Origin of the sequence: Pseudomonas sp. PvP028, assembly GCF_017832255.1 — a bacterium.
Classification (GTDB): Bacteria; Pseudomonadota; Gammaproteobacteria; order Pseudomonadales; family Pseudomonadaceae; genus Aquipseudomonas; species Aquipseudomonas syringae.
This window is the reverse complement of sequence record NZ_JAFIBL010000001.1, coordinates 2,156,251-2,180,915: the sequence shown is the minus strand read 5'-3', so window position 1 is coordinate 2,180,915 and position 24,665 is coordinate 2,156,251. Positions and strand designations below refer to the sequence as shown.

Annotated in this window: 22 protein-coding genes; 13 read left to right on the top strand and 9 right to left on the bottom strand. The window is 60.5% G+C overall.

Annotated elements, in window-relative coordinates; all coding sequences use genetic code 11:
• Positions 1-52 precede the first annotated feature (52 nt).
• From accB to JOE34_RS09790, 10 genes are all read left to right on the top strand, one after another.
• Positions 53-508 carry an acetyl-CoA carboxylase biotin carboxyl carrier protein gene (gene accB / locus JOE34_RS09835; RefSeq protein ID WP_003313935.1) on the top strand — a complete coding sequence of 152 codons (456 nt, stop codon included), beginning with the start codon at positions 53-55 and terminating at the stop codon, positions 506-508.
• Positions 509-525: 17 nt separating this feature from the next.
• Complete coding sequence (gene accC / locus JOE34_RS09830; RefSeq protein ID WP_003313936.1) at positions 526-1,869, top strand: acetyl-CoA carboxylase biotin carboxylase subunit; 1,344 nt, start codon at positions 526-528, stop codon at positions 1,867-1,869.
• Positions 1,870-2,006: 137 nt separating this feature from the next.
• Positions 2,007-2,885: a 50S ribosomal protein L11 methyltransferase gene (gene prmA, locus JOE34_RS09825; RefSeq protein ID WP_004415992.1), complete on the top strand. Its 879-nt coding sequence runs from the start codon at positions 2,007-2,009 to the stop codon at positions 2,883-2,885.
• 24 nt (positions 2,886-2,909) lie between these two features.
• Positions 2,910-4,232 (top strand): DUF3426 domain-containing protein, encoded by a 1,323-nt coding sequence (locus JOE34_RS09820; protein WP_046266351.1) that lies wholly within the window; start codon positions 2,910-2,912, stop codon positions 4,230-4,232.
• A 317-nt stretch (positions 4,233-4,549) separates the two neighbouring features.
• Positions 4,550-5,563: a tRNA dihydrouridine synthase DusB gene (gene dusB, locus JOE34_RS09815; RefSeq protein WP_024693336.1), complete on the top strand. Its 1,014-nt coding sequence runs from the start codon at positions 4,550-4,552 to the stop codon at positions 5,561-5,563.
• Complete coding sequence (gene fis / locus JOE34_RS09810; RefSeq protein WP_002555375.1) at positions 5,560-5,880, top strand: DNA-binding transcriptional regulator Fis; 321 nt, start codon at positions 5,560-5,562, stop codon at positions 5,878-5,880. The genes dusB and fis overlap by 4 nt, the downstream gene beginning before the upstream one ends.
• Positions 5,881-5,960: 80 nt before the next feature.
• Entirely contained in the window at positions 5,961-7,565 is a 1,605-nt protein-coding gene (purH, locus tag JOE34_RS09805; protein ID WP_046266350.1) for a bifunctional phosphoribosylaminoimidazolecarboxamide formyltransferase/IMP cyclohydrolase, read from the top strand.
• Positions 7,566-7,730: 165 nt separating this feature from the next.
• On the top strand, positions 7,731-9,026 hold the full coding sequence (gene purD, locus JOE34_RS09800) for a phosphoribosylamine--glycine ligase (protein ID WP_003399692.1): 1,296 nt from the start codon (positions 7,731-7,733) through the stop codon (positions 9,024-9,026).
• Between the two features lie 90 nt (positions 9,027-9,116).
• Positions 9,117-11,906, top strand: coding sequence for a hybrid sensor histidine kinase/response regulator RetS (gene retS / locus JOE34_RS09795; protein ID WP_003421108.1), 2,790 nt, complete (start codon positions 9,117-9,119; stop codon positions 11,904-11,906).
• Positions 11,907-11,975: 69 nt separating this feature from the next.
• Complete coding sequence (locus JOE34_RS09790; RefSeq protein ID WP_010417720.1) at positions 11,976-12,572, top strand: MarC family protein; 597 nt, start codon at positions 11,976-11,978, stop codon at positions 12,570-12,572.
• A gap of 7 nt (positions 12,573-12,579) precedes the next feature.
• On the opposite strand, the gene JOE34_RS09785 is transcribed toward JOE34_RS09790, so the two are convergent.
• The 8 genes from JOE34_RS09785 to cobG form a co-directional block, all read right to left on the bottom strand.
• Positions 12,580-13,215: a hypothetical protein gene (locus tag JOE34_RS09785; protein WP_010417717.1), complete on the bottom strand. Its 636-nt coding sequence runs from the start codon at positions 13,213-13,215 to the stop codon at positions 12,580-12,582.
• Between the two features lie 35 nt (positions 13,216-13,250).
• Positions 13,251-13,886, bottom strand: coding sequence for a hypothetical protein (locus tag JOE34_RS09780; protein WP_209995622.1), 636 nt, complete (start codon positions 13,884-13,886; stop codon positions 13,251-13,253).
• Complete coding sequence (locus tag JOE34_RS09775) at positions 13,879-14,577, bottom strand: hypothetical protein (protein ID WP_209995619.1); 699 nt, start codon at positions 14,575-14,577, stop codon at positions 13,879-13,881. The genes JOE34_RS09780 and JOE34_RS09775 overlap by 8 nt, the downstream gene beginning before the upstream one ends.
• Positions 14,578-14,635: 58 nt before the next feature.
• Positions 14,636-15,451 (bottom strand): hypothetical protein, encoded by an 816-nt coding sequence (locus JOE34_RS09770; protein ID WP_003391886.1) that lies wholly within the window; start codon positions 15,449-15,451, stop codon positions 14,636-14,638.
• A gap of 348 nt (positions 15,452-15,799) precedes the next feature.
• Complete coding sequence (cobJ, locus tag JOE34_RS09765) at positions 15,800-17,503, bottom strand: precorrin-3B C(17)-methyltransferase (RefSeq protein WP_209995617.1); 1,704 nt, start codon at positions 17,501-17,503, stop codon at positions 15,800-15,802.
• The gene (locus JOE34_RS09760; RefSeq protein ID WP_003313952.1) at positions 17,503-18,234 is read right to left on the bottom strand and encodes a precorrin-2 C(20)-methyltransferase; all 732 of its coding nucleotides are present in this window, start codon (positions 18,232-18,234) and stop codon (positions 17,503-17,505) included. The genes cobJ and JOE34_RS09760 overlap by 1 nt, the downstream gene beginning before the upstream one ends.
• Positions 18,234-18,860 (bottom strand): precorrin-8X methylmutase, encoded by a 627-nt coding sequence (locus JOE34_RS09755; RefSeq protein ID WP_003313953.1) that lies wholly within the window; start codon positions 18,858-18,860, stop codon positions 18,234-18,236. Before JOE34_RS09755 ends, JOE34_RS09760 begins: the two co-directional genes overlap by 1 nt.
• Positions 18,853-20,196, bottom strand: a complete 1,344-nt coding sequence (gene cobG / locus JOE34_RS09750) for a precorrin-3B synthase (protein WP_096112894.1) — start codon at positions 20,194-20,196, stop codon at positions 18,853-18,855. Before cobG ends, JOE34_RS09755 begins: the two co-directional genes overlap by 8 nt.
• A 135-nt stretch (positions 20,197-20,331) precedes the next feature.
• Between cobG and JOE34_RS09745 the strand changes: the two genes are divergently transcribed.
• From JOE34_RS09745 to JOE34_RS09735, 3 genes are read left to right on the top strand one after another with little or no spacing between them, the layout of a single operon-like run.
• On the top strand, positions 20,332-21,534 hold the full coding sequence (locus JOE34_RS09745; RefSeq protein ID WP_024650486.1) for a bifunctional cobalt-precorrin-7 (C(5))-methyltransferase/cobalt-precorrin-6B (C(15))-methyltransferase: 1,203 nt from the start codon (positions 20,332-20,334) through the stop codon (positions 21,532-21,534).
• Positions 21,534-22,646: a cobalt-precorrin-5B (C(1))-methyltransferase gene (locus tag JOE34_RS09740; RefSeq protein ID WP_024662973.1), complete on the top strand. Its 1,113-nt coding sequence runs from the start codon at positions 21,534-21,536 to the stop codon at positions 22,644-22,646. Before JOE34_RS09745 ends, JOE34_RS09740 begins: the two co-directional genes overlap by 1 nt.
• Entirely contained in the window at positions 22,643-23,362 is a 720-nt protein-coding gene (locus JOE34_RS09735) for a cobalt-precorrin-6A reductase (RefSeq protein ID WP_046266346.1), read from the top strand. The genes JOE34_RS09740 and JOE34_RS09735 overlap by 4 nt, the downstream gene beginning before the upstream one ends.
• An 804-nt stretch (positions 23,363-24,166) precedes the next feature.
• Here the strand turns inward: JOE34_RS09735 and JOE34_RS09730 are convergent.
• Positions 24,167-24,625 carry a transposase gene (locus tag JOE34_RS09730; protein ID WP_010417652.1) on the bottom strand — a complete coding sequence of 153 codons (459 nt, stop codon included), beginning with the start codon at positions 24,623-24,625 and terminating at the stop codon, positions 24,167-24,169.
• Between the last annotated feature and the right edge of the window lie 40 nt (positions 24,626-24,665).

Here is a 24,665-nt window from a genome sequence, read left to right as displayed (position 1 = left end):
ATGGCTTGAGCCGGCCGACACATTGCCCTTACAGAACCTTGGGAGTTGATTAATGGATATTCGCAAAGTCAAGAAACTGATCGAATTGCTGGAAGAGTCCGGCATCGACGAGCTGGAAATTCGTGAAGGCGAAGAATCCGTACGGATCAGCCGCCACAGCAAGACCCCTGCGCAGCCTTACTACGCGCCCGCTCCGGTTGCAGCGCCGGTAGCCGCACCCGCACCTGCCGCCGCTCCGGCTGCGCCAGAAGTACCGTCGGCTCCGAAACTGAACGGCTTTGTGGTCAAGTCGCCAATGGTCGGTACGTTCTACCGTACCCCGGCACCTACTTCGCCTGCATTCGTCGAAGTCGGCCAGACCGTCAAGAAAGGCGACACCATCTGCATCGTCGAAGCGATGAAAATGATGAACCACATCCAGGCAGAAGCCAGCGGTGTGATCGAATCCATCCTGGTAGAAAACGGTCAGCCGGTTGAGTTTGACCAGCCGCTGTTCACAATCGTTTGACCCGGGGAGAGCCTGCGATGTTGGAAAAAGTTCTGATCGCCAACCGCGGCGAAATTGCCTTGCGCATCTTGCGTGCCTGTAAAGAACTGGGCATCAAGACCGTCGCTGTACACTCCACCGCAGATCGCGAGCTGATGCACCTGGGCCTGGCAGACGAAACCGTCTGCATCGGTCCGGCACCGGCCAATCTGTCCTACCTGAACATTCCGGCGATCATTTCGGCTGCCGAAGTGACCGGCGCCACGGCGATCCACCCGGGTTACGGGTTTCTCGCCGAGAACGCCGACTTCGCCGAACAGGTTGAAAAATCGGGCTTCGCTTTCATCGGTCCAAAAGCAGACACCATTCGCCTGATGGGCGACAAGGTTTCTGCCAAGGACGCCATGAAGCTGGCCAATGTACCGACCGTTCCCGGTTCCGACGGCCCGCTGCCGGAAGACGAAGACACCGCTCTGCGCATTGGCCGTGAAGTCGGTTACCCGGTGATCATCAAGGCCGCCGGTGGCGGTGGTGGTCGCGGTATGCGTGTGGTTCATCGCGAAGAAGACCTGATCGAAGCCGCGTCGCAGACCCGCGCCGAAGCAGCCGCCTGGTTCAGCAACCCGATGGTCTACCTGGAAAAATACCTGACCAACCCACGTCACGTGGAAGTCCAGGTGATTTCCGACGGCCAGGGCCAGGCTATCCATCTGGGCGATCGCGACTGCTCGCTGCAGCGCCGTCACCAGAAGGTCCTGGAAGAAGCGCCGGCACCGTTCATCGATGAAAAGGCGCGCGAGGATGTTCTGGCTGCCTGCGTCAAGGCGTGTATCGATATCGGCTATCGCGGTGCGGGTACGTTCGAGTTCCTGTACGAAAACGGTCGTTTCTACTTCATCGAAATGAACACCCGTGTTCAGGTGGAGCACCCGGTTTCGGAAATGGTCACCGGCATCGACATCGTCAAGGAGATGCTCAGCATCGCCGCCGGCAACAAACTGTCGTACACCCAGGATGACGTGGTCATCAAGGGTCATGCGCTGGAATGCCGGATCAACGCCGAAGACCCGAAGACCTTCGTACCAAGCCCTGGTCTGGTCAAGCATTTCCACGCACCGGGCGGCAACGGCGTACGGGTCGATTCGCACCTGTACAGCGGCTACAAGGTACCGTCCAACTATGACTCGCTGATCGGTAAAGTGATCACTTGGGGCGCGACCCGCGAAGAGGCCATGGCACGCATGCGCAACGCCCTGGACGAAATCGTGGTCGACGGGATCAAGACCAACATCCCGCTGCACCGCGACCTGACCCGCGATGAAGGCTTCTGCGAAGGCGGAGTCAACATCCACTACCTGGAGCACAAACTGGCCAATCAATAAGCCAGTCTGCTTCACAACGACAAAGCCGCAGTGATGCGGCTTTGTTGTTTGCAGCGCATAGCAGTAAACTTGCCCGCTTCCTGCGGCCGCACTGGCCTTACTGGCCGCACTTATTTCCAAATCGAAGGTAATCCGCCATGCCTTGGCTGCAAGTCCGTCTCGCCATCAGCCCAGAACAAGCCGAAACCTACGAAGACGCCCTTCTTGAAGTCGGCGCCGTGTCCGTGACCTTCATGGACGCTGAAGACCAGCCGATTTTCGAGCCCGAACTCAATACCACGCCGCTGTGGACACATACCCACCTGCTGGCGCTGTTCGAAGCCGACACCAACGCCGAGATGGCCCTGGCGCACCTGAGCCTGCTGACCGGCGAAGAATTGCCCGAACACAGCGCCGAAGTCATCGAAGATCAGGACTGGGAACGCAGCTGGATGGATAACTTCCAGCCGATGTGTTTCGGCAAGCGTCTTTGGATCGTGCCTAGCTGGCATGCTGCGCCGCAACCGGACGCCGTAAATCTGTTGCTCGATCCAGGTCTGGCCTTCGGCACCGGGACCCACCCGACCACCGCGCTGTGCCTCGAGTGGCTGGACGGCCAGGACCTCGAAGGCTGCAACGTGCTGGATTTCGGCTGCGGATCGGGCATTCTGGCCATCGCCGCACTGCTGCTGGGTGCCGAACAGGCCGTTGGCACCGATATCGACGTGCAGGCACTGGAAGCCTCTCGTGACAATGCCGGACGCAACAATATCGCGGCCGAACGCTTCCCGCTGTACCTGCCCGAGGATCTGCCACACCAGCAGGCCGATGTGCTGGTCGCCAACATTCTGGCTGGCCCGCTGGTTTCCCTGGCGCCGCAACTGGCTACCCTGATCAGAGCCGGCGGACGCCTGGCACTGTCAGGCATCCTTGCCGAACAGGGTGAGGAAGTTGCGGCAGCCTATGCTGACAGTTTTGATCTGGACCCGATCGCTAACCGAGATGGCTGGGTACGCATCACGGGTCGCCGCCGTTAACCGCCGCTTCAACCGGACAGCCGCATGACCGACAGTTTCGTCACCCAGTGCCCGCACTGCCAGACCAGTTTCAGAGTCAGTCACGCTCAACTGAGCGTGGCCCGTGGCGTGGTGCGGTGCGGCGCCTGCCTGCAGGTGTTCAACGCAGCGCGGCAGTTGCTCGAGCAACGCGCAAGCGATGATTCCGAAAAAGAGGCGCCGCCAGCCTCGCCGGTGATCGCAGCCCTGCCCGAACCGGAGCCCCTGCCGACGCCAGTGCCGGAGCCCGAGCAGAAGCCACAGCCGGAGCCGGAAAAGGCGCCCGAAGAGGACGATCCCTGGCAGGTCAGCGAACTGGATCTGGACAATCTCAATCTGGACGAAGAACTGGCCCGCCTCGAACAACGCGAGACGCGCAGGCCTGACACCTTTGCCCGCCCGGTCAGCGACATCGACAACGACGCTGTGAGCCTGACGGCGAAGCGTGACAGCCGGCAGAGCGATGAGGCGGCATGGGTCGATACGCTGCATAACGACGATGTCGAGCAACTGCCCGAGCTGCATGCAGAAGTTATCCAGGATAGCGACTCTGCAGAAGCTGCGGAGCCGCCGGAGGACGACAAACGTACCGAGCCGTCACTGTCACTGGACAAGGATCTGGACGATGACGAGCCGCCGATGCCAGTCATCATCCAGCGCAAGGCCGCGCCTGCCGAGAAGGTCGAGCGCTGGTCAGCGGTGGATGACGATGATGAAGACGATGACCATGAGCCGGAGCCTGAACCGCGGGGCAAGCGCAGCCGCAACGAACCGGCAGTGCGCGACCAGACACTCCTTGACCTGACCGACGACCCTTTACAGCTGGACTGGCAACGGCCCAAACCGCGCTGGGGCCGACGCCTGGCCTGGGGGCTGTTGATCGTGCTGGCGCTGGCGGGCCTGGCAGGACAGTACGTCTGGTATCACTTCGATCAGCTGGCACGCCAGGACCAGTACCGCCCATTGTTTCAGCAGATTTGCCCACAGGTTGGCTGCAAGGTGCCGAGCAAAGTCGACATTTCCCAGCTCAAGAGCAGCAACCTGGTCGTGCGCAGTCACCCGGAGTTTCAGGGGGCTTTGGTGGTCGACGCGATCATCTACAACCGCGCCTCTTTTTCCCAGCCGTTTCCCCTGCTGGAGCTGCGTTTTTCCGATACCGGCGGTCAGTTGATTGCCAGTCGTCGGTTCAAGCCCAGTGAATACCTGAGCGGCGAAATGGCCGGCAAGGAAGAGATGCCGCCGCAGACGCCGATCCATATCGCGCTGGATATCCTTGATCCAGGTGCCAAGGCCGTGAACTACAGCCTGAACTTCCGCTCGCCGGAATGACACGCCCGACGCCGATGCGTCGGTCAAGACTGCTTCTTTACACGTAAATTTCATCAAAGAACGCTGCACGATCGCAGAAATTTCGCGGCAAAATACCCTCTTATCGAGGTGGTCGAGCCCCGGCAATAACTGTTCAGATTTTATCCAATTCAGCCTTTATCCAGTCATCGAGAGCGGGTATCATGCCAACCCTTTTTCAAACTCTCGGTTCGATCTGACGGTGGCGCATGCGGCTGGCGGGATGAGCCGTTGCAGACCGGGTGAAACAGTTTTTTACACGGCCTGCGGATGATTTGGCCTCCACAACAGGTAAGGCTATGTCGGCAGTACGCATCGGCCCATATACAGTGCAAAACGGCTTGATTCTCGCCCCGATGGCGGGCGTCACCGACCAGCCTTTCCGTCAGCTGTGCCGAAGACTCGGCGCCGGCCTGGTGGTTTCGGAGATGGTCACCAGTGACATGAGCCTGTGGAACAGCCGCAAATCGCGTCTGCGCATGATCCACGAAGGTGATCCCGAGCCGCGCTCGGTACAGATCGCCGGTGGTGATCCGCAGATGCTGGCAGACGCAGCACGTGCCAATGTCGAACTGGGCGCCCAGATCATCGACATCAACATGGGTTGCCCGGCCAAGAAAGTCTGTAACAAGGCAGCAGGCTCGGCGCTGTTGAAGGATGAGCAACTGGTCAACGACATCCTGCAGGCCGTCGTGGCGGCAGTCGATGTACCGGTCACGCTGAAGATCCGCACCGGATGGGATCGTGACAACCGAAATGGCCTGACAGTGGCGAAAATTGCCGAGCAGGCGGGCATCACGGCACTGGCGGTACACGGGCGAACCCGTGCCGACCTGTACACCGGCGAGGCCGAGTACGACACCATCGCCCAGATTAAACAGGCCGTGTCGATACCGGTCTTTGCCAATGGCGACATCGATTCACCGCAAAAGGCCCGGCACGTGCTGAAGGCCACCGGTGCAGACGGATTACTGATTGGCAGGGCCGCACAGGGGCGTCCCTGGATTTTTCGCGAGATAGAACACTTCCTGCGGACCGGAGAAACACTGCCGGCGCCGCAGTCGAGTGAAGTGGAACGCATTCTGCTTGAGCATCTGGCAGCGCTCCACGTTTTCTATGGAGACGTGATGGGCGTGCGCATTGCACGCAAACACGTCAGTTGGTATCTCGCAACCCTGCCGGGCGCCAGAGAGTTTCGCGCCCACTTCAATCGTTTGGAAGATACGGAAGCACAGTGCGCCAACGTCCGGGAGTTCTTCAGCCAAGGCTGCAAGGGCCCGGATAACGAGAATGATAAAGAGGTGGCCGCATGACGATGATGACCGAGACTTTAGTGAGTGGAACAACACCCGTGAGCGACAACGTCAATTTGAAACAGCACCTCAACACGCCGAGCGAAGAGGGTCAGACCCTGCGCGGAAGTGTCGAGAAGGCGCTGCACAATTATTTCGCCCACCTCGAAGGCGCATCCGTCACTGACGTCTACAACCTGGTGTTGTCGGAAGTCGAGGCTCCGCTTCTGGAAAGCGTGATGAACTACGTCAAGGGCAACCAGACGAAGGCCTCCGAGCTGCTGGGACTGAATCGCGGTACGCTGCGCAAGAAACTCAAACAGTACGATCTGCTTTAAAGCATTCAAAACAGAAAAGGCGACCTTGCACCGCGGTCGCTTTTTTTTGCTGACTTCTTTTGCTTTTGATGGAAATCGAGATGACCGACCAGACTACCCGCCTGCCGATCCGCCGCGCTCTGATCAGCGTATCCGACAAGACAGGAATCCTTGAGTTTGCCCGCGAGCTTGAAGCGCTGGGCGTCGAGATTCTTTCCACTGGCGGTACGTTCAAGCTGCTCAAGGACAACGGCGTCGCGGCAGTCGAAGTGGCCGATTACACTGGCTTCGCTGAAATGATGGACGGCCGGGTCAAGACCCTGCACCCCATGATCCATGGCGGGATTCTGGGTCGTCGCGGCATAGACGACGCCGTCATGACCGAGCACGGCATCAAGCCGATCGATCTGGTTGCGGTCAATCTGTACCCGTTTGAAGCCACTGTTTCCAAGCCGGGCTGCGACCTGCCGACCGCCATCGAAAACATCGACATCGGCGGGCCAACCATGGTCCGGTCTGCAGCGAAGAACCACAAGGACGTCGCCATCGTGGTCAATGCCGGCGATTACGGCCAGGTCCTGGAAAGCCTCAAGGCCGGCGGCCTGACCTACGCTCAGCGCTTCGACCTGATGCTCAAGGCATTCGAGCACACCGCCGCCTACGACGGCATGATCGCCAACTACCTGGGCGGCGTCGACCAGACCGCCGAAACCCTGAGTACCGAAGGCCGCAGCCAGTTTCCGCGCACCTTCAACACCCAGTTCGTCAAGGCTCAGGAAATGCGCTATGGCGAGAACCCGCACCAGAGCGCGGCGTTCTATGTCGAAGCCAAACCTGCCGAGGTTGGTATCGCTACCTCCACCCAGTTGCAGGGCAAGGAGCTGTCGTTCAACAACGTGGCCGATACCGATGCCGCCCTGGAATGCGTCAAGAGCTTCGTCAAACCGGCCTGCGTGATCGTCAAGCACGCCAACCCGTGCGGTGTCGCGGTCTGCCCGGACGATGAAGGCGGCATTCGTCAAGCTTATGAACTGGCCTATGCCACCGACTCCGAGTCGGCATTTGGCGGCATCATCGCCTTCAACCGCGAGCTGGACGCTGCAACCGCCAAGGCCATCGTCGAGCGCCAGTTCGTCGAAGTGATCATCGCACCGAGCGTCAGCGCCGAAGCCCGCGCCATCGTCGCCAGCAAAGCCAACGTGCGCCTGCTGACCAGCGGCCAGTGGAGCGAGCGCCTGCCTGCCTGGGATTACAAACGCGTCAATGGCGGCCTGCTGGTACAGAGCCGTGACATCGGCATGATCACCGAGGCCGACCTCAAGGTCGTGACCCAGCGTGCGCCGACCGAACAGGAAATGCATGACCTGATCTTCGCCTGGAAAGTCGCCAAGTACGTCAAGTCCAACGCCATCGTCTACGCCCGCAACCGCCAGACCGTCGGCGTCGGCGCTGGCCAGATGAGCCGCGTGAACTCGGCGCGTATCGCCGCCATCAAGGCTGAACACGCCGGACTTCAGGTTCAGGGCGCGGTCATGGCCTCCGATGCCTTCTTCCCGTTCCGTGACGGCATCGACAACGCGGCCAAGGTCGGCATCACCGCTGTCATCCAGCCAGGCGGCTCGATGCGTGACAATGAAGTGATCGCTGCGGCAGACGAAGCCGGCATCGCGATGGTGTTTACCGGCATGCGTCACTTCAGGCACTAAGGGCAGCGGCAAGCTTCAAGCTTCAAGCTTCAAGCTTCAAGCTTCAAGCTTCAAGCTAAAGCCTAACGCACTAACCATTCAACGCCATGAGCTGCACGCAAGCTGCCCCCGCTTCTACTTGCAGCTTGTAGCTAACAGCTTGTAGCTACTCCAAAGGAGTCTGTTTTGAATATTTTGATCATTGGCAGCGGCGGTCGTGAACACGCCCTGGCATGGAAAGTCGCCCAGGACCCACGCGTGCAGAAGGTGTTTGTCGCACCGGGCAATGCGGGCACGGCGATCGAGGCCAAATGCGAAAACGTGGCCATCGACGTTCTGGCACTGGAGCAACTGGCGGATTTCGCTGAAAAGAACGTTGCGCTGACCATCGTCGGCCCTGAAGTGCCGTTGGTTGCAGGCGTCGTCGACCTGTTCCGCAGCCGTGGCCTGGACTGCTTCGGCCCGACCGCCGGTGCTGCGCAGCTTGAAGGCTCCAAGGCGTTTACCAAGGACTTCCTGGCGCGTCACAAGATTCCTACTGCCGACTACCAGAACTTCACCGAGATCGAGCCTGCCCTGGCCTATCTGCGTGAAAAAGGTGCGCCGATTGTCATCAAGGCCGACGGCCTGGCCGCGGGCAAGGGCGTGATCGTCGCCATGACCCTGGCAGAAGCCGAAGATGCCGTACGTGACATGCTGGCTGGCAACGCCTTTGGCGACGCTGGTTCGCGCGTTGTCATCGAAGAGTTTCTCGATGGCGAAGAAGCCAGCTTTATTGTCATGGTCGACGGCAAGAATGTATTGCCCATGGCCACCAGCCAGGACCACAAGCGCGTCGGCGACGGCGACAGCGGGCCGAATACCGGCGGCATGGGCGCATACTCCCCTGCCCCGGTGGTCACCGCCGAGGTTCATCAACGTGTCATGGACCTGGTGATCTGGCCGACCGTCAGGGGCATGGCCGATGAAGGCAACGTTTACACCGGCTTCCTCTATGCTGGTCTGATGATCGATAAAGCGGGTAACCCGAAAGTCATCGAGTTCAATTGCCGCTTCGGCGACCCGGAAACCCAGCCGGTCATGCTGCGCCTGCAATCGAGTCTGGTACTGCTGGTCGAAGCTGCGCTGGCGCAAGCGCTGGACAAGATCGAAGCACAGTGGGACCCGCGCCCGAGCCTGGGTATCGTGCTGGCCGCCGGAGGCTATCCTGGCGACTACGCCAAAGGCGCAGTCATCGAGGGTCTGGATGCAGCAGCACAGCTCGAAGGCAAGATTTTCCATGCAGGCACGGCCTTGCAGGATGAGCGTGTCGTGACCAGCGGTGGTCGTGTACTGTGTGCCACAGCGCTGGGTGACAGCGTCGGCAACGCGCAGGAAAATGCCTACGCGCTGGCCGCAAAAGTCGACTGGCAAGGGTGTTTTTACCGCAAGGACATTGGCTACCGTGCCATTGCCCGTGAGCGTGGCGAAGACCAGGAGTAATCGATCGGACCAGCCTCTTCAACCAGAGGCTGGCCGGTTGGTCCGGTATTCGCGGTTTTACCAGGCATTCACTCACGAAGGGATTTCATTGTGCGCGGGCTCAGGATTGCCATAGCCTCAACCGTCGGACTGCTGACCCTGCTGTTCATGCTTTCGGCGCAGGCCGAGCATGGTGCAGGCTGGTCGACGCTGCTCGACGAAAAGGCCCACCTGACGCTGGATGAAATCCGCTCGGCGCGCTATCAGAATCAATTCAGCCCCACCGAACTGGAACGTGTCACGGCTGCGGATCGCGGCGGTGCCGTGTGGCTGCATTACCGCCTGCAACCGACCCAGCACGAACAACTCCTGCGCATCTTCGCCCCGGATCTGTCCAGCGCCGACCTGTATGTCATGGATGGCGATCAACAGATTGACCACGTGCGCACCGGCAATGACGTGCCGATTGAAGATCAGCGACTGCCGTCCAACGATTTCCTGCTACCGGTTCCGCAAAGCTCGGCCCCTCTGGATATCTACCTGAAGCTCGTCTCTGCACAGAAAATGCGCCCCAGCATCACCCTCGAACCGGCGATAAAAAGCGCCGCCAACGAGACCCAGCCGTTGCTGTTCGGGCTGCTTTTTGGCGCGCTGTCCATGCTGATCGTGCAGAACCTGACGCGTTACGGACACACCCGGTCGCGCAGCAATCTGTGGCTGGCCGCCTGCGAATCGTTACTCGGGCTCAGTGCCCTGCTGCTGCTCAACCTGCTGCGCCCGATCGACCCGTGGAATATCGCGCAAACCCCTAGCGCGCACTTGGCACTGCTGCTGGCCGCTGTCGCAGGACTGATCTACACCTACTATTTCTTCGTCCACCGCAATGCCCGCAAGCTCGACCGTCTGTTGCTGGGCACCGCGGTGCTCATGGGGATCGGCGCCTCGCTGGTGCTGTTCGACGAGCAGTTGCCGATCAATATCCTGACGTTCGGCCTGGTCTCGTTGACCACCCTGAGCATTCTCGCGGTGTCGATGTGGCACTGGCAGAAGGGCTATCGCTCGGCGCGCCTGTTTGTCCTCGGGATGATCACCTTCAATATCGGCTACATGGTGGTCCTGCCCGGCCTGCTGTGGCTGAGCCTGGTGCCGCCACAATGGCTGATACTGGCGCTGCTCAGCGTGTTCTGCATCAGCGGGCTGCTGATGAGCCTGGCGCTCAGCGAACGGCATCGCAGCATCACCGAAGACCGGTTCAGCATCAGCCGCGATCAGGCGGCCAGCACCGCCGAAATCAACGCCAAGGCCGAGTTCCTGGCGAAGATCAGCCACGAGATTCGCACTCCGATGAATGGCGTGCTGGGCATGACCGAACTGCTGCTCGGCACCCCGCTGTCGGTCAAACAACGCGACTACGTGCAGACCATTCACAGTGCTGGTAACGAACTGCTGACGCTGATCAACGAGATTCTCGACATCACCAAGCTTGAGTCTGGGCAGATCGAACTGGACGACGTGCAGTTCGACATCGGTGCGCTGGTCGAGGACTGCCTGAATATCTTCCGCGCCAAGGCCGAGCAGCAACAGGTCGAGCTGATCAGCCAGATTCAGCCTCAGGTGCCGCGTGTCATCAATGGTGATCCGACTCGCCTGCGCCAGACGCTGCTGAGCCTGCTGGAAAACGCCCTGAAGAAGACCGACGAAGGTGAAATTCTTCTGGCCGTCGCCCTCGAGTCCTCGAAAAGCGGCAATACGCGGTTGCGCATTTCGGTTCAGGACAGCGGCGAATCGCTTTCCGATGAAGAGCGCGAAGAGCTGCTGCACGCCGAACTGCACAGCCGTAACTTCCTGGCCAGCAGCCGGCTCGGCGGCCATCTCGGGCTGGTGATCGCTCGTCAGTTGATCGTACTGATGGACGGCGAGTTCGGCATTCAGAACACTGGTGCGCAAGGCAATACGTTGTGGCTGAACCTGCCGCTGGACGCAAAGCTGCTTGAACAGCCGACCATCGATCTGGACAGCCCGCTGAAAGATGCCAGGGTGCTGGTGGTCGATGACAACGACACATGCCGCAAAGTGCTGGTCCAGCAATGCAGCGCCTGGGGCCTGAATGTCAGCGCCGTGGCGTCCGGCAAGGAGGCCCTGGCCCTGCTCAGAACCAAGGCGCACCTGCGCGACTATTTCGATGTGGTCCTGCTCGATCAGAACATGCCGGGCATGACCGGCATGCAACTGGCCGCCAAGATCAAGGAAGATCCAAGCCTGAACCACGACATTCTGTTGATCATGCTGACCGGCATCAGCAATGCGCCCAGCAAGATCATCGCGCGCAACTCCGGCATCAAGCGGATTCTGGCCAAACCGGTAGCAGGCTACACGCTCAAGACCACGTTGGCAGATGAACTGACCCAGTTGAACAAGGGTGTCGTGTCGAACAAGCCCGGCCCTGTCGTGACTCCGCCGGTCAACGTCCCTGGCGACTTCCGGATTCTGGTGGCCGAAGACAATAGCATTTCGACCAAGGTCATCCGCGGCATGCTCGGCAAGCTCAACCTCAACCCCGATACCGCGAGCAATGGTGAGGAAGCGTTACGTGCCATGAAGGCGCAGCGTTATGACCTGGTGTTGATGGACTGCGAGATGCCGATACTCGACGGTTTCTCGGCCACCGAGCAATTGCGCGCCTGGGAAGTCGGCAATCAGCGCGTACGCACCCCGGTTGTTGCACTGACCGCGCATATTCTCACCGAGCACAAGGACCGGGCACGCCAGGCTGGCATGGACGGCCACATGGCCAAGCCCATCGAGCTGTCCCAGTTGCGCGAACTGGTAGAGCACTGGGTGGCGCACCGTGACAAGGCCCGCGGGCTGACGGCTGACGACGAGCGCTATCGGCAAAACTGACAGCAACGGGAAAGGCCTATGGCCTGATAGACTGGCGCTGCCATCCACCTGCTGCTGTGAGTCGAAGCCATGCTTCACGTGTTGTTCAGCGTCTATCTGAAAATGCTGGTGCTTTACAGCCCGTTTTTCGTTCTTTCCTGCTTCATCAGCCTCACGCGAGGTCACTCGCGCAAGGAGCAGCGGCGCCTGGCCTGGAAGGTGGCACTGGCGACACTGGTTTCCAGCGTGCTGCTCTACTTGTTCGGACGGATTATTTTCGATGTATTCGGCATCACGGTGGATGCGTTCAGAATTGGTGCCGGCAGTGTGCTGTTCATATCGGCACTGGGCATGGCACAGGGCAAGTCAGCGGTGCAGACCGATAATATCCAGCAGGATGTGACTATCGTTCCTTTGACCATCCCGCTTACCGTCGGCCCCGGCACGATCGGTGCGTTGCTGGTCATGGGCGTCAGTCAGCCCCACTGGGACGACAAACTTACCGCCATCCTGAGTATTGCGCTGGCCAGCCTCACCGTCGGCGTCGTGCTTTACCTCTCCAACCGTATCGAACGAATCCTCGGTGATCAGGGTTTGCAGATTGTCAGCCGCTTGATGGGATTGTTTGTCTGTGCGCTGGCCGCGCAAATCATTTTCACTGGCATCAGGGGCTACCTGCTGCCCTAGGCAGGGTTCAGATACTTGCAGACCGCACCAGCCCCAGCGCCCTGCCGTCCAGATAACGCATAACCTCGTCACGGTGAGTTGCATACACCTTGCTGTCAAAGATGTAACTGCCGCCCTTGAAGTGAAACAGCAGTCTTCGTCTTCCTGGCGCATGGTCGTCAACGCTCAGGTGCAGACTGCAAAGCAAGAGGAGCATCCTGCCAGACTCATACTTTTCGCAGGGTACGACCTGAAAACTGCCCAGACGTCCCTGATCCAAGCCGTTTTGAAAATACGACTCCGCTGCCTGATTGACCCCCATTGCAGCAACCGCACGCTGCACCATGTCGCTAAGACGCTTGCGATCCGCGGGATGACTGACCTTGAACGTCGCCTCTAATAAATCGTCGACACTGCTCACCACCATTGAGTCACCCAAGACCAGGCCCTTTTGCTGTATGCCGCGCGTCTTGAGGCGGCTGCGGTAGTAATGCATCCAGCTGCCCCACTGGGTCTTGAAATCAAACTGCCTGCCCGCGAACAACTGAGCGTCCAGAAGCACGTTCTGAATATCCGTGCGCTCCTCGCTCGCAAGTCCGGGCAGAAACGCGACCATACTGGGGATATTGCCCAGATAGGCCGCATTCTCTGTATCTGCACTCATTTGCGTTACTCCCTTCCATGGGCTTTTCCAGGTTATTAAAGACTGATGATTTCCGCTGCGGCACGATCAGCCAGCGCGTCCTGCACAGTCTGGCGAAACGGCTCGAAGCTCTGGCGACTGAAGCGGAACGCAGTAGCGACGGCATGCACCTGCATTTCGCCGCCCACTATCTGCCAGAAATAATGTGCGGGCCGCAGCGCCAGGGTGGTCATCTGCAAGCTGCACAGGAGGATCGACACTTCGTCCTTACTGCGCATTGCACATGGCATGAGCTGAAAGCTTTCAGAACGCCCGGACGTGAACCAACTGCTGAAAAAACTCGCCGCATAATCACTGCTCAATAACTTGTCGAACGAACTGCGGTACAACTGGCGAAGCTCGCCGGCATTATCGACCACGGGTAGCTGCAGTTTTCCGATATCCCTGAAACTGTGGATTTTCAATCGGGCATCGTTGATCCCGGCGCTCCGCAAACCGCCAGTGGCGGCAATCGAGCGCTGGTAAGCCTCCAGCCATGCACGCCAGTTCGTCCTGGAAGAATGGTGATCATCTGCGACCAGTCGGGCATGGTGCAGACAATCGATTATGTTCTGGCGCAAATCAGGTTCGACGTCGCGGGCGAAGGACAGCAGGCCGGCGTCCGTCAGCAGGGCTTCATCCGGATCAGACATCTGAACTGCCCCCAAGCGACATGATCAGACCCGCGCGCTTGCTCGACAGCGCGGTGTCGATGCCATCGCGAAACTGCGAATAGACCTGTTCGAACAGCTGCATTGCATAGACAGTCACAGCGATGTTGCCGTAGACACTTGTCGGCTCGATGACCTCGAAAAGAAACCCGGATGACAACGGCTGACGTGTGGCGAACTGAAACTGCGCCAGTTTCAGGTTCTGCCGGGTGTCGACGAACGCCAGTTGCAGAAGCACGCTGACCTGCAACTTGCCCGCGTGATTCAAACCGCTCTGTATGGTCTGGCTGCGCAGCAGATGAAGCGCTTCGTTCGTGAAGGACTGATTGCCCACCTTACGCATGAACGCCTCCGCATGCCGGAGCGTCTCGGCTGGCACGAAGGGGGCGAGCGCACGCGTCATGCAACTCCACACCGTTTCGACAGACTCTTCCGGCAAAGGCTGGCTGGTGCGTTCGTTGGCACTCGGCAACCAACCGAAACGCTGCGCTGCGGCGAGACGGGTTTCATTCCATTTTTCGGGTTCGGCAAACTTCGAGTGTTGCTTCGATGCGGCCAACTGCACGTACAGCATCGAATCCAGTACATCGTTTTTCAGGAATACCCGCTGCGGCTCGGGGAAAAACATCAAACAGCCCGCATTGACGACTACGGCATCCAATTCCTGTTTCATGGGAAAATTCCTTTTATCCCGAAGGCGGAGGCAGTCCATGCCTCCGCCAACACTCCGGTCAGATTTCGAAATCTGCAATCGCACGTCTGGCATTATCGTCCAGCCGTTGCTGGATCATGTCGCGATGGCGCGCATACAGCGCCGTATTGAGCAACAGGCTGTCCTCCCCCTTCCAGGTCTGGACACTGGTGTCCTGCCACTCCCAGAACAGTACGTTGGTGACGTCACTGTCAGCCTGAAAACTGACCGCTGCCATGGCCAGACTGACGATGCTGTCCTCGGATTCGATACAGGAGGCGATACGGAAGCTACCGCCACGATGTGCCTTGGTCTGGCTCTCGAACAGGCGCAGGGGTTCTTTTTTGGCCCTCAATGCGGCGATTGCATCTCCAGCCACCTTGAGCATCAGCAGCGATGCAGGCCCAGGTAACGCGGCAGCTGCAATGGCCGAACCAAGGATCTCCAGACCCAATTCGTCCATCGTGAAACGCTGATGGGTGGCACGATAACGCGCATAGTTCCACTGAGTGGAAAGCCAGCCCAGCTTCGAAAGCACTTCGTTGAACTTGTCATACCACTGATCACCCTGGGTTTGAGCGCTGAACGCCTTGTTGGCCACCAGGGTGGCAAACAGAAAGGAATTTATTACGTCCTGCTTGCTCTGCGCCGACATCCCGGCGGCAAATGCCAGCAGACTGCCTGCGACCACCGCCGCCTCATTGCCGGGTTTCGCGTCGGTTACGTCACGCGCCTTGAGCAAGCCTGGATTGGCCGCCGCCGCGTACGCGCCGAACGAAGATGGGCATTCAGCCAGCTCGCAGGCGGCGATGTAATCGAGGTTGTCAGTGCTGTTCATGGTTTTTTCCTGTGTCATTTCATTAGTCCTTTAATTCATGAGTCCTAGTGGACTGAATCGAGACTAACGAAATAAATCATGCAGTTTTTTCGGTGCTTCCCGTTTGCCCCATGATGGCTTTCGGGCACCAGGCTGCCGAACGTGACACGCAGAGCGAAATTCGACGCGCCATCTGCCTCCCGGTTTACTGCGAGTGAGCGAACATTCCCGTGAGATTTCTGGCGTCGGACTACAGACTACGCAGATTGAAGAGAGCCGATTCGCTCAAGCCTGTGAGCCGAAACACCGGCTCACAGGCTTGAAGTGAGATCACCACTTCAGCACTTTCCCACAATAGGTAGCAGCTGGTATTACACGGGTGCGAGCTCACGCTGTAGGCTTGTTGCCGTACCAACGCGGCGTATAGACCCAGTTGCCGCCTTCGTGACGCGCAAAGGTGCACGTCAGGGAAGAGCCGATCAAGACCATGGTGCGCATGTCCACCTGCTCCGGGGTCAACTCGCCGAGCGTGATAACCCTCAGAGTCTGGCCAGGACGGCCGATGTCGCGCCCCAGCGTCACGGGCGTTGCAGGGATGCGATGCTGGCGGACAATCTCCAGCGCGCGCCCCAGTTGCCAAGGTCGGGAGCGCGATATCGGGTTGTAGAACGCCAGAGCCAGATCGGCCTGGCAGGCGAGGTCCAGACGCTTTTCGATGATCTCCCAGGGCTTGAGGTTGTCGGACAGCGACAGCACACAGAAATCATGCCCCAGCGGCGCACCGGCCTGGGCTGCGGTGGCCAGAGAGGCCGAGACACCGGGCAGAATCTCCAGCTCGACCGCATGCCAGTGAGGATTATCCGACTCATGCAACGCTTCAAGCACCGCTGACGCCATGGCGAACACTCCCGGATCACCGGACGACACCACGACCACCGAGCGGCCTTGAGCAGCCAGCTCGAAGGCATGTCGGGCACGCTGCATTTCTTCGCGATTGTCAGTGCAGTGCAGCACTTGGTCGGCACGAAACGGCCCCGCCATGCGCACATAGGTCTCATAGCCCAGCACATCGTTGGCACGTGCCAGTTCGGCCTTGACCGCAGGCACCATCAGATCTGCTGCGCCAGGGCCCAGGCCAATGACTGCAACGCGGCCACGTCCGCGACCGATGCTCTGCACCTCCAGCGGTTGCGCCGCGACAGCAATCGCTGTGTGGGCGTCGACGCAAAGCGGTGGCAACAGCTGCGGCACAGCCTTCATGGCCATCTCGCTGGCCGCAGCGGCGCTGACGAATCGCACCGCAACGTCCAGCTCGGCGGCAGCCTTGTGCAGGTGCGGATTGGCCATCTGCTCCTCGGCAGCCAGCAGACAGGCCAGAGACTGCCCGGCGATACGTGCTTCGCGCAGGGCCGAGCGCACGTGCTCAACCAGTTGATCTGTGAGGTCAGTCAGCGCAACCAGCACATTACGCGGGTAGATCAGCAATTCATGGGGTGAAGGCTCGCGCAGGGCACTGCCGACATGGATGGCCAGCGCCGCCTTTGGATCTTCGGGCAGTTGCGCCTGAGCCAGCCACGGGGCTTGGCCCTCGATGCGCACGGGTTCACCGGATAGCAGGTCGGAAACGAAACGCTTGCCCAGCTCCAGATCGCCCAGCGCATAGCCGCTTGGCGGATTGAGCAGGCAGGTGCCGAAACGCAGCTCGCCGCTGGTAGTGATCGCCGGCGCAACGCCAAGCCCGCTGGCGATGCTGCGCGCCAGAACATTCACCCCGCCAAGGCCGCCGAGCAGCGGCACCACGGCGCTGCCGTCTTCGGCCACAGCGAGCACCGGCGGTTCGGCGCCCTTCTCCAGCAGCACGGCGGCCAGAGTGCGAATAACGATACCGGCCGCACAAAGGGCGATGATCGGCGTGTTCTGTTGATACAACTGGCGCAGCGTCGCGCCGAACTCACTGTAAGTACGGTCGGCACCCTGCACGCGCTCGGCCAGGCCATGAATCAGCGCATCGGGAAACAGCTGTTGAATGCGCCGCGCGGTAGCAAGGCTGCCATTGCCGAGAATGACGATGGCCGGAGTCATGGAGGTCATTAGCCTTGCCACCTGTCGCCAGGGACGATAATCAACGAAAAATAGGGAGACGACGTCGGGTCGACCTGATCCAGCGGAACGATTTTCTGGTTGCTCATCGTGGCGCGCTCGACATACAGCGCACGCCCGGCCATCCCCAGTTCGATCAGCACTTCGCGGACCTTGTGGAAGTTGCGCCCCAGTTTCATGATCACCGCCGCGTCGGCATCGGCCAGCTTGCGTTTCAGGTCATCGTGGGACAGCACACCGGACAGCACCGACAGGCTCTGATTGCGATACACCAGCGGCGCGCCCAGCACCGAAGCACCGCCGAGCATCGAGCACACGCCCGGAATCACTTCAGCGTCGTAATGCTCGGCCAGACGATCGTGCAGGTACATGTAGGAGCCATAGAAAAACGGATCGCCTTCGCAGATCACCGCCACATCGCGTCCGGCGTCCAGGTGCGCGGCAATGTGCCGGCTGGATTCGTCGTAAAAGTCGCTGATGAGCTTTTCGTAGGACAGTGTCGCCGGCAATGCCTCGGTGGTAACCGGGTAGACCAGCGGCATCAGGGTCTGAACGTCCTGCAGATGCGCTTCGATGATGCCGAAGGCGTTGCCCTTTTTACCCTTGGCCACGAAATACGCCACCACCGGCGACTCGCGCAGCAGGCGCAGGGCCTTGACAGTGATCAGCTCCGGGTCGCCAGGACCGACGCCCAGGCCAATCAATCGACCGCGTGCCTGCATCATTCGATCTCCGTGGCCAGTGCGTTGACAGCGGCCACGGCCATGGCGCTGCCGCCACGACGGCCCTGCATGATCACGAACGGCACGCCGCGGCTATCGGCGGCAAGCATCGCCTTGGACTCGGCGGCGCCGACAAAGCCGACCGGAAAACCGAGAATCAGCGCAGGCTTCGGCGCACCGGCATCGAGCATTTCCAACAGGTAGAACAGCGCGGTCGGCGCGTTGCCGATGACCACCACGCTGCCTTCCAGGTGCGGACGCCACAACTCGAGCGCCACCGCAGAACGCGTATTGCCCAGCTCCAGGGCCATTTCCCGTACGCCTTCATCATGCAAGGTGCAGATGATCGGGTTATTGGCGGGCAGACGGGTGCGGGTGATGCCTTCGGAGACCATCCGCGCATCGCACAGGATCGGCGCTCCGGCGGCCAGAGCGTTGCGCCCGGCAGCACCGGCACCCGGCGAGAAGCGCAGGTCTTCGATGACTTCGACCATCCCGCAGGCATGGATCACGCGCACAGCGAGTTTTTCCAGGTCGGCAGGGATCGTGTCAAGACGCGCTTCGGCGCGAATGATCGAGAAAGAGTTGCGATATATCTCCTGACCATCGCGGATGTAATCAATCATGCATGTTGCTCCGTGAGCCGGCGTTCAACTGCGCACCGACTGCTTCAATAGTAAGGTTGCGCGCGCGCAGCACGCCGAAACCGGCATGCGCTGTATCGCGAAAATAAAGATCGTAACGGCCCGGCGCGACAGCCAGCAAGGTTACTGGCGCTACGTGGGCGGCGGCGCAGGAACGCGTGCAGCCGCTCAAGTGAACAGCCTGGCCGGTAGCCAGCACGGCAGCCAGTTGCAGGGCGTCGGCCTTGGTGTCGGCCAGCCCCTTGGCGCACCCGGCAGAACCGGTACAGGCGAGCATTTGCGCCAGCGGTTGCCCGGCCGCCCCGACGAAGCCCGATGCCTGCAACGCGCCCAGCACCGCCGTCGCGCGCTCGACCGGCACGTTGGGCAATAACAGGCTTTGCCAGGGCGTCAGACGCAGAGTGCCATCGCCCTGATCCGCCGCCAGTTGCGCCACGCTGGAAAGCATCGCCGCATCGAGACGCCCCAACGGTACTGCAGCGCCCACCGCAACCTGGTCAGGCTGGGCCTGTGGATAAACACCGATATGCCGAGTGCCCTGAATGGCCGGACGCTGCCAATCGGTGATCGCCTTATCGGTGCGCACTGTGCAGCCGGACCGAGTCGACAGCTCGCGCAGCAGATCGGCGGTCGATACCTCGGCCAGCAGGTGCCGCATCCGGGTGTGCTCGGGGCGGGCCAGGTCGAGAAACAGTTCCAGCAGTGCGACAACCAGCGTCTTCCCCTCGGCCACAGGAACAGCGGCCAGCGGTCGATCACGGGCCGGACAGCCGGCCAACCCGAACGCCAGCAACACTTCGTTATCGAATTTCAGCGCCGACAGCCACACGTCGTGCGGGTGTTCGAGCATGACCAGCGCTTCGCCAGCGTCCAGCGACAGGGCGAACTTGGGGGACAGCTCATGAAAACGCGGGTGATGTTCCAGCGCGTCGAGAATCTGCGCCGCCAGCGGCCGGGCATCGAAGAGCATCTGCGGGTCCAGCCCGGCCGTCGGGCTAAGCATCAGGTTGCGCACATCGTCGCTGGCCGGGTTGGCGGGGCCGAGCCCTGCCGCCATCAAGGCACTGATCAACCCGTCATGATCAGCACCAATGCCGCGAATCTGCAGGTTGGCGCGGTTGGTGGCTTCAATAACGCCGTGTGCATAGGTGCGCGCGGCCTCGGCGACGGCCATGGCCTGCGCACTGCTGATCACCCCGCCCGCCAGCTTGATCCGGCAGATCCCGCCGTCCAGTGCCGGGACGATACGCAGCAACCCCGGACAGGCCGAGGGGCGTAGCGTTGCAGAGGATGTGCGAGCGGACTGCTGCTCGTTCAATGGGTCACCCGATGTGAACTGGCTGGAAACGGACGTTGATTAGAGCACTTGTACCCCGTCGGGCGCGGTATTATGCCTGCTTTGTCCGCAGGCATGAAAAGGCGCTCTGTCGGAAGTTCGGATTGAGGTAGGTACATGTCACCGTGGCTGACAGTCGTGGGAATCGGAGAAGACGGTTACAAGGGGCTCGGCAAGAACGCCAGACACGCTCTGCTGCACGCTGATCAGGTGTTCGGCGGCCCGCGCCAGCTGGCGTTGCTGCCACCGTGCATTCGCGCCGAGCGACGTGCGTGGCCGAGTCCTTTCTCGTTGAACCCTGTGCTCGAGCAGCGGGGTGCCGAGATCTGCGTACTGGCCAGTGGCGACCCGATGATGTTCGGCGTCGGCGCCAGTCTTGCACGCGTGGTCAGCATTGATGAAATGCGCATCCTGCCCGCACCCTCCTCTTACTCTCTGGCTGCAGCCCGCCTAGGCTGGCCGCTGCAAGACGTGGTCACCCTGTCGGTGGTTGCCCGGCCGGTGGCGGCGCTGAACGCACACTTCCACCATGGCATGCGTCTGCTGGTGTTGAGCAACGACGGCAGCAGCCCCGCCGTGATTGCCGGCTTGTTGCGCGAGCGCGGCTTTGGTCCAAGCCGCATGACCGTCCTGGAACATCTGGGTGGCGAAGCCGAGCGACGCGTCGAGGGGCTGGCCAGCGAGTGGGGCAACCCCGAGATCGCTGCGCTGAACCTGGTTGCCATCGATTGTCGCGCCGACGCCAGCGCCATCCGTCTGAGCCCCATTTCAGGTCTGCCGGACAGCGCCTTCGAACATGACGGCCAGCTCACCAAGCGCGACGTACGCGCCATCACCCTCGCCCGCCTTGCGCCGCTACCGGGCGAACTGTTGTGGGATGTCGGCGCGGGCTGCGGCTCCATCGGCATCGAATGGATGCGCGCGCACCCGACCTGCCGGGCGATGGCCATCGAAGCCGATGAAGGCCGCCAGCAACTGATCGAATTCAACCGCGACGCACTCGGCGTGCCTGGCCTGCAAGTGGTGCGGGGCAGCGCGCCTCAGGCATTGAGTGGTCTGGAACGCCCGGATGCGATTTTCATCGGCGGTGGCGTGACGCGTATCGGCGTACTGGAGACCTGCTGGGAACAGCTGCGCCCGGGCGGCCGACTGGTCGCCAATGCGGTCACCCTGCAAAGCGAAACCGCCTTGATGGCCTGGCGCGAACGGCATGGCGGCGAGCTGACCCGTATCCACGTCGCCCACGCGCAGCCCCTCGGCGAATTCGACACGTGGCGTCAGGCGTTGCCGATCACCCTGCTGGACGTAGTCAAACCCTGATGCGCGAAGAAACCGCCGAACAGCCTGCGCCACTGCGCAGTGGCCTGACCACTGGCAGCTGTGCGACCGCAACCAGCCTGGCGGCGGCGCGACTGTTGCTCTGCGGGCAGGTCAGCGACGCGGTGGGTATCGTCCTGCCAAAGGGCAAACAGGTGCAGATGCGTCTGGAATTCTGCCGGCTTGTGGATAACTTCGCGGAAGCCGCAACCCTCAAGGATGCCGGCGATGATCCGGATGTCACCCACGGCGCGCTGGTGTTTGCCCGTGTCAGGCTGCAAACAGCGGCGGGCGTGCGCTTCGTCGCGGGTGCAGGTGTCGGCACTGTGACCCGCCCAGGGCTGGTGCTGGCAGTGGGTGAGCCGGCCATCAACCCGGTGCCTCGGCGCATGATGACCGAGCACTTGCTGCAACTGGCCGAAGAACAAGGCTACAGCGGCGGATTCGAAGTCACGATCGGCGTCGAGGGCGGCGAGGCGCTGGCGCTCAAGACCATGAACCCGCGCCTTGGCATTCTCGGCGGACTGTCGATTCTCGGCACCAGCGGGATCGTCCGGCCGTTCTCCTGCGCAGCCTATATCGCCTCGATCCATCAGGGCATCGACGTCGCCACCACCAACGGCTATCGGCATATCGCCGCCTGCACCGGCAATGCCAGCGAAGACACCATGCGCCGCGTCTACAAAATTCCGGACATCGCCCTGATCGAGATGGGCGACTTCGTCGGTGCGGTGCTCAAGCACTTGCGCAAGGTGCCTGTGGATAAGTTGAGCGTGTGCGGCGGCTTCGGCAAGATCAGCAAGCTGGCCGCCGGCCATATGGACCTGCACAGCCGCCATTCCAGCATCGACCTGCCACAGCTGGCGCAATGGGCTAGGGATGTTGGCGCGGATGCAGGCCTGCAACAGCAGATCCTTGCAGCCAACACCAGTCAGCAAGCGCTGGCGATAAGCGCCGCGGCGGGTGTGCCACTGGGTGACGAAGTGTGTCGCCATGCGCTGAATTTTGCGCGCAGCATCGTGCCTGCGAGCGTTCAGGTGGAGGTTTTCGCCATTGATCGTCAGGGCGGGCTGGTGGGTCAGGCTGGCGTTCACTCACAGAGAGAAGCGACATGAAACGCATACTGCTGCTGGGCGGTATTACCGAGGCTCTGGCCATTGCGCGAAGGCTCGGGCCTGAGCACATCTACAGCCTGGCGGGCGTGGGCCGGGTGCCGTCGGATCTGGCCTGCCAATTGAAGGTCGGCGGTTATGGCGGCGCCGAGAGCATGGCGCAGTACATGGGCGAACAGGGCGTCGACTTGCTGCTGGACGCCACCCATCCGTATGCCGCACAGATCAGCCACAACGCAGCGCGTGCGGCCAAACTGGCTGGCATTCCCTGCTGGGCTTTGCGCCGCACCGCGTGGCAGGCAGGTCCGGGAGATGACTGGCGCGAAGTGGCTGACTGGTCAGAACTGGCCACTGCCCTGCTTCCTTTCAAGCGCCCGCTGTTCACGCTGGGTCGCGAGCCCTTGCAGCACTTGCACGAAATACCGCCGCACCAGTTCTGGACACTCCGGGCACTGGACGACTACCCCGGCAACGAACGCTGCGAAGTGATCGGCGCACGCGGCCCATTCATGCTGGAAGACGAACGCCAGTTGTTCGAACAGCGCCGCATCGACGTACTGATCAGCAAAAACAGCGGCAGCAGCTCCACCGAACCCAAACTCGACGTCGCCCGCGAACACGGCCTGCCCGTCCTGATCCTCAAACGCCCACAGTTGCCTGACGTCGACCGGCTGTTCTGGGGTGTGGATGAGGTGCTGGAGGCCTTAGGGTTGGATTAATGAGCGGTCTTTAGTCCTCACTGATACCCCTGAAAACACCTCGGACCTGTGGAAGTGAGCTTGCTCACGAAGAGGCCGGTGCTGCCGCTGAAAATCTGTTGATCCGTTAATGCGCCTTCGCAAGCAAGCTAGCTCCCACAAGGTCAGCGATGCTGCAGAATATCCACATGGCTCGAAGTATCCCGAGCCTGCGGAAATAAGCCACATAGCTTGAAAACACCTCGGACCTGTGGGAGTGAGCTTGCTCACGAAGAGGCCGGTGCAGCCGCTGAAAATCTGTTGATCCGTTAATACGCCTTCGCGAGCAAGCTCCCACAAGATCAGCGGTGCTGCAGAATATCCACATGGCTCGAAATACCCCAGAGCCTGCGAAAATAAGCCACATAGCTTGAAAACAACTCGGACCTGTGGAAGTGAGCTTGCTCACGAAGAAGCCGGTGCAGCCGCTGAAAATCTGTTGATCCGTTAATACGCCTTCGCGAGCAAGCTCGCTCCCACAAGGTCAGCGGTGCTGCAGAATATCCACATGGCTCGAAATACCCCGAGCCTTTGGAAATAAGCCACATAGCTTGAAAACACCTCGGTCCCGTGGGAGTGAGCTTGCTCACGAAGAGGCCGGTGCAGTCGCTAAAAATCTGTTGATCCGTTAATGCGCCTTCGCGAGCAAGCTCACTCCCACAAGGTCAGCGGTGCTGCAGAATATCCACTTGGCTCGAAATACCCCGAGCCTGCGGAAATAAGCCACATAGCTTGAAAAACCCTCTGACCTGTGGGAGTGAGCTTGCTCACGAAGAGGCCGGTTTTTCACAGCCAAATTGCGTCCCATAAGGGATAATCACGCACGCTTTTGACCAGGTTGGCTCGAACAGGATTGGCAACGATATAACGGGCAAAATCTAAAAGGCTTTCTTCAGTGCGGATGCTGACGTCGTGGAACCCGCTTTGCCAAAAAGGTCCACTGCAGCCTCTGGCTCTATTTATGGCGATCGCGCTTTTCGATTTAACGCGCTGTACAACGCTGGATAATGAGTGACTATTCAACTGCAGCAGCCAGTGAATGTGGTCGGGCATTACCACCCAGGCTAATGAATCGGCCAGTTGCTGCTCTTGAACCTGTCGAAGTTCATCAACCAGCAGACGACCCATGCGCCAATCGGAAAAAACAGGATTTCTCTGGAATGTTTTTGCGGTGACTAAATACATTTGGCCCGTACCGGAGAATCGCCCCAAGCGCAAACGATGTGACTGTGCCCTTTCATTCATCCTAATCACCCAATGGCTGCATGCTGGGGAACGACTGTAC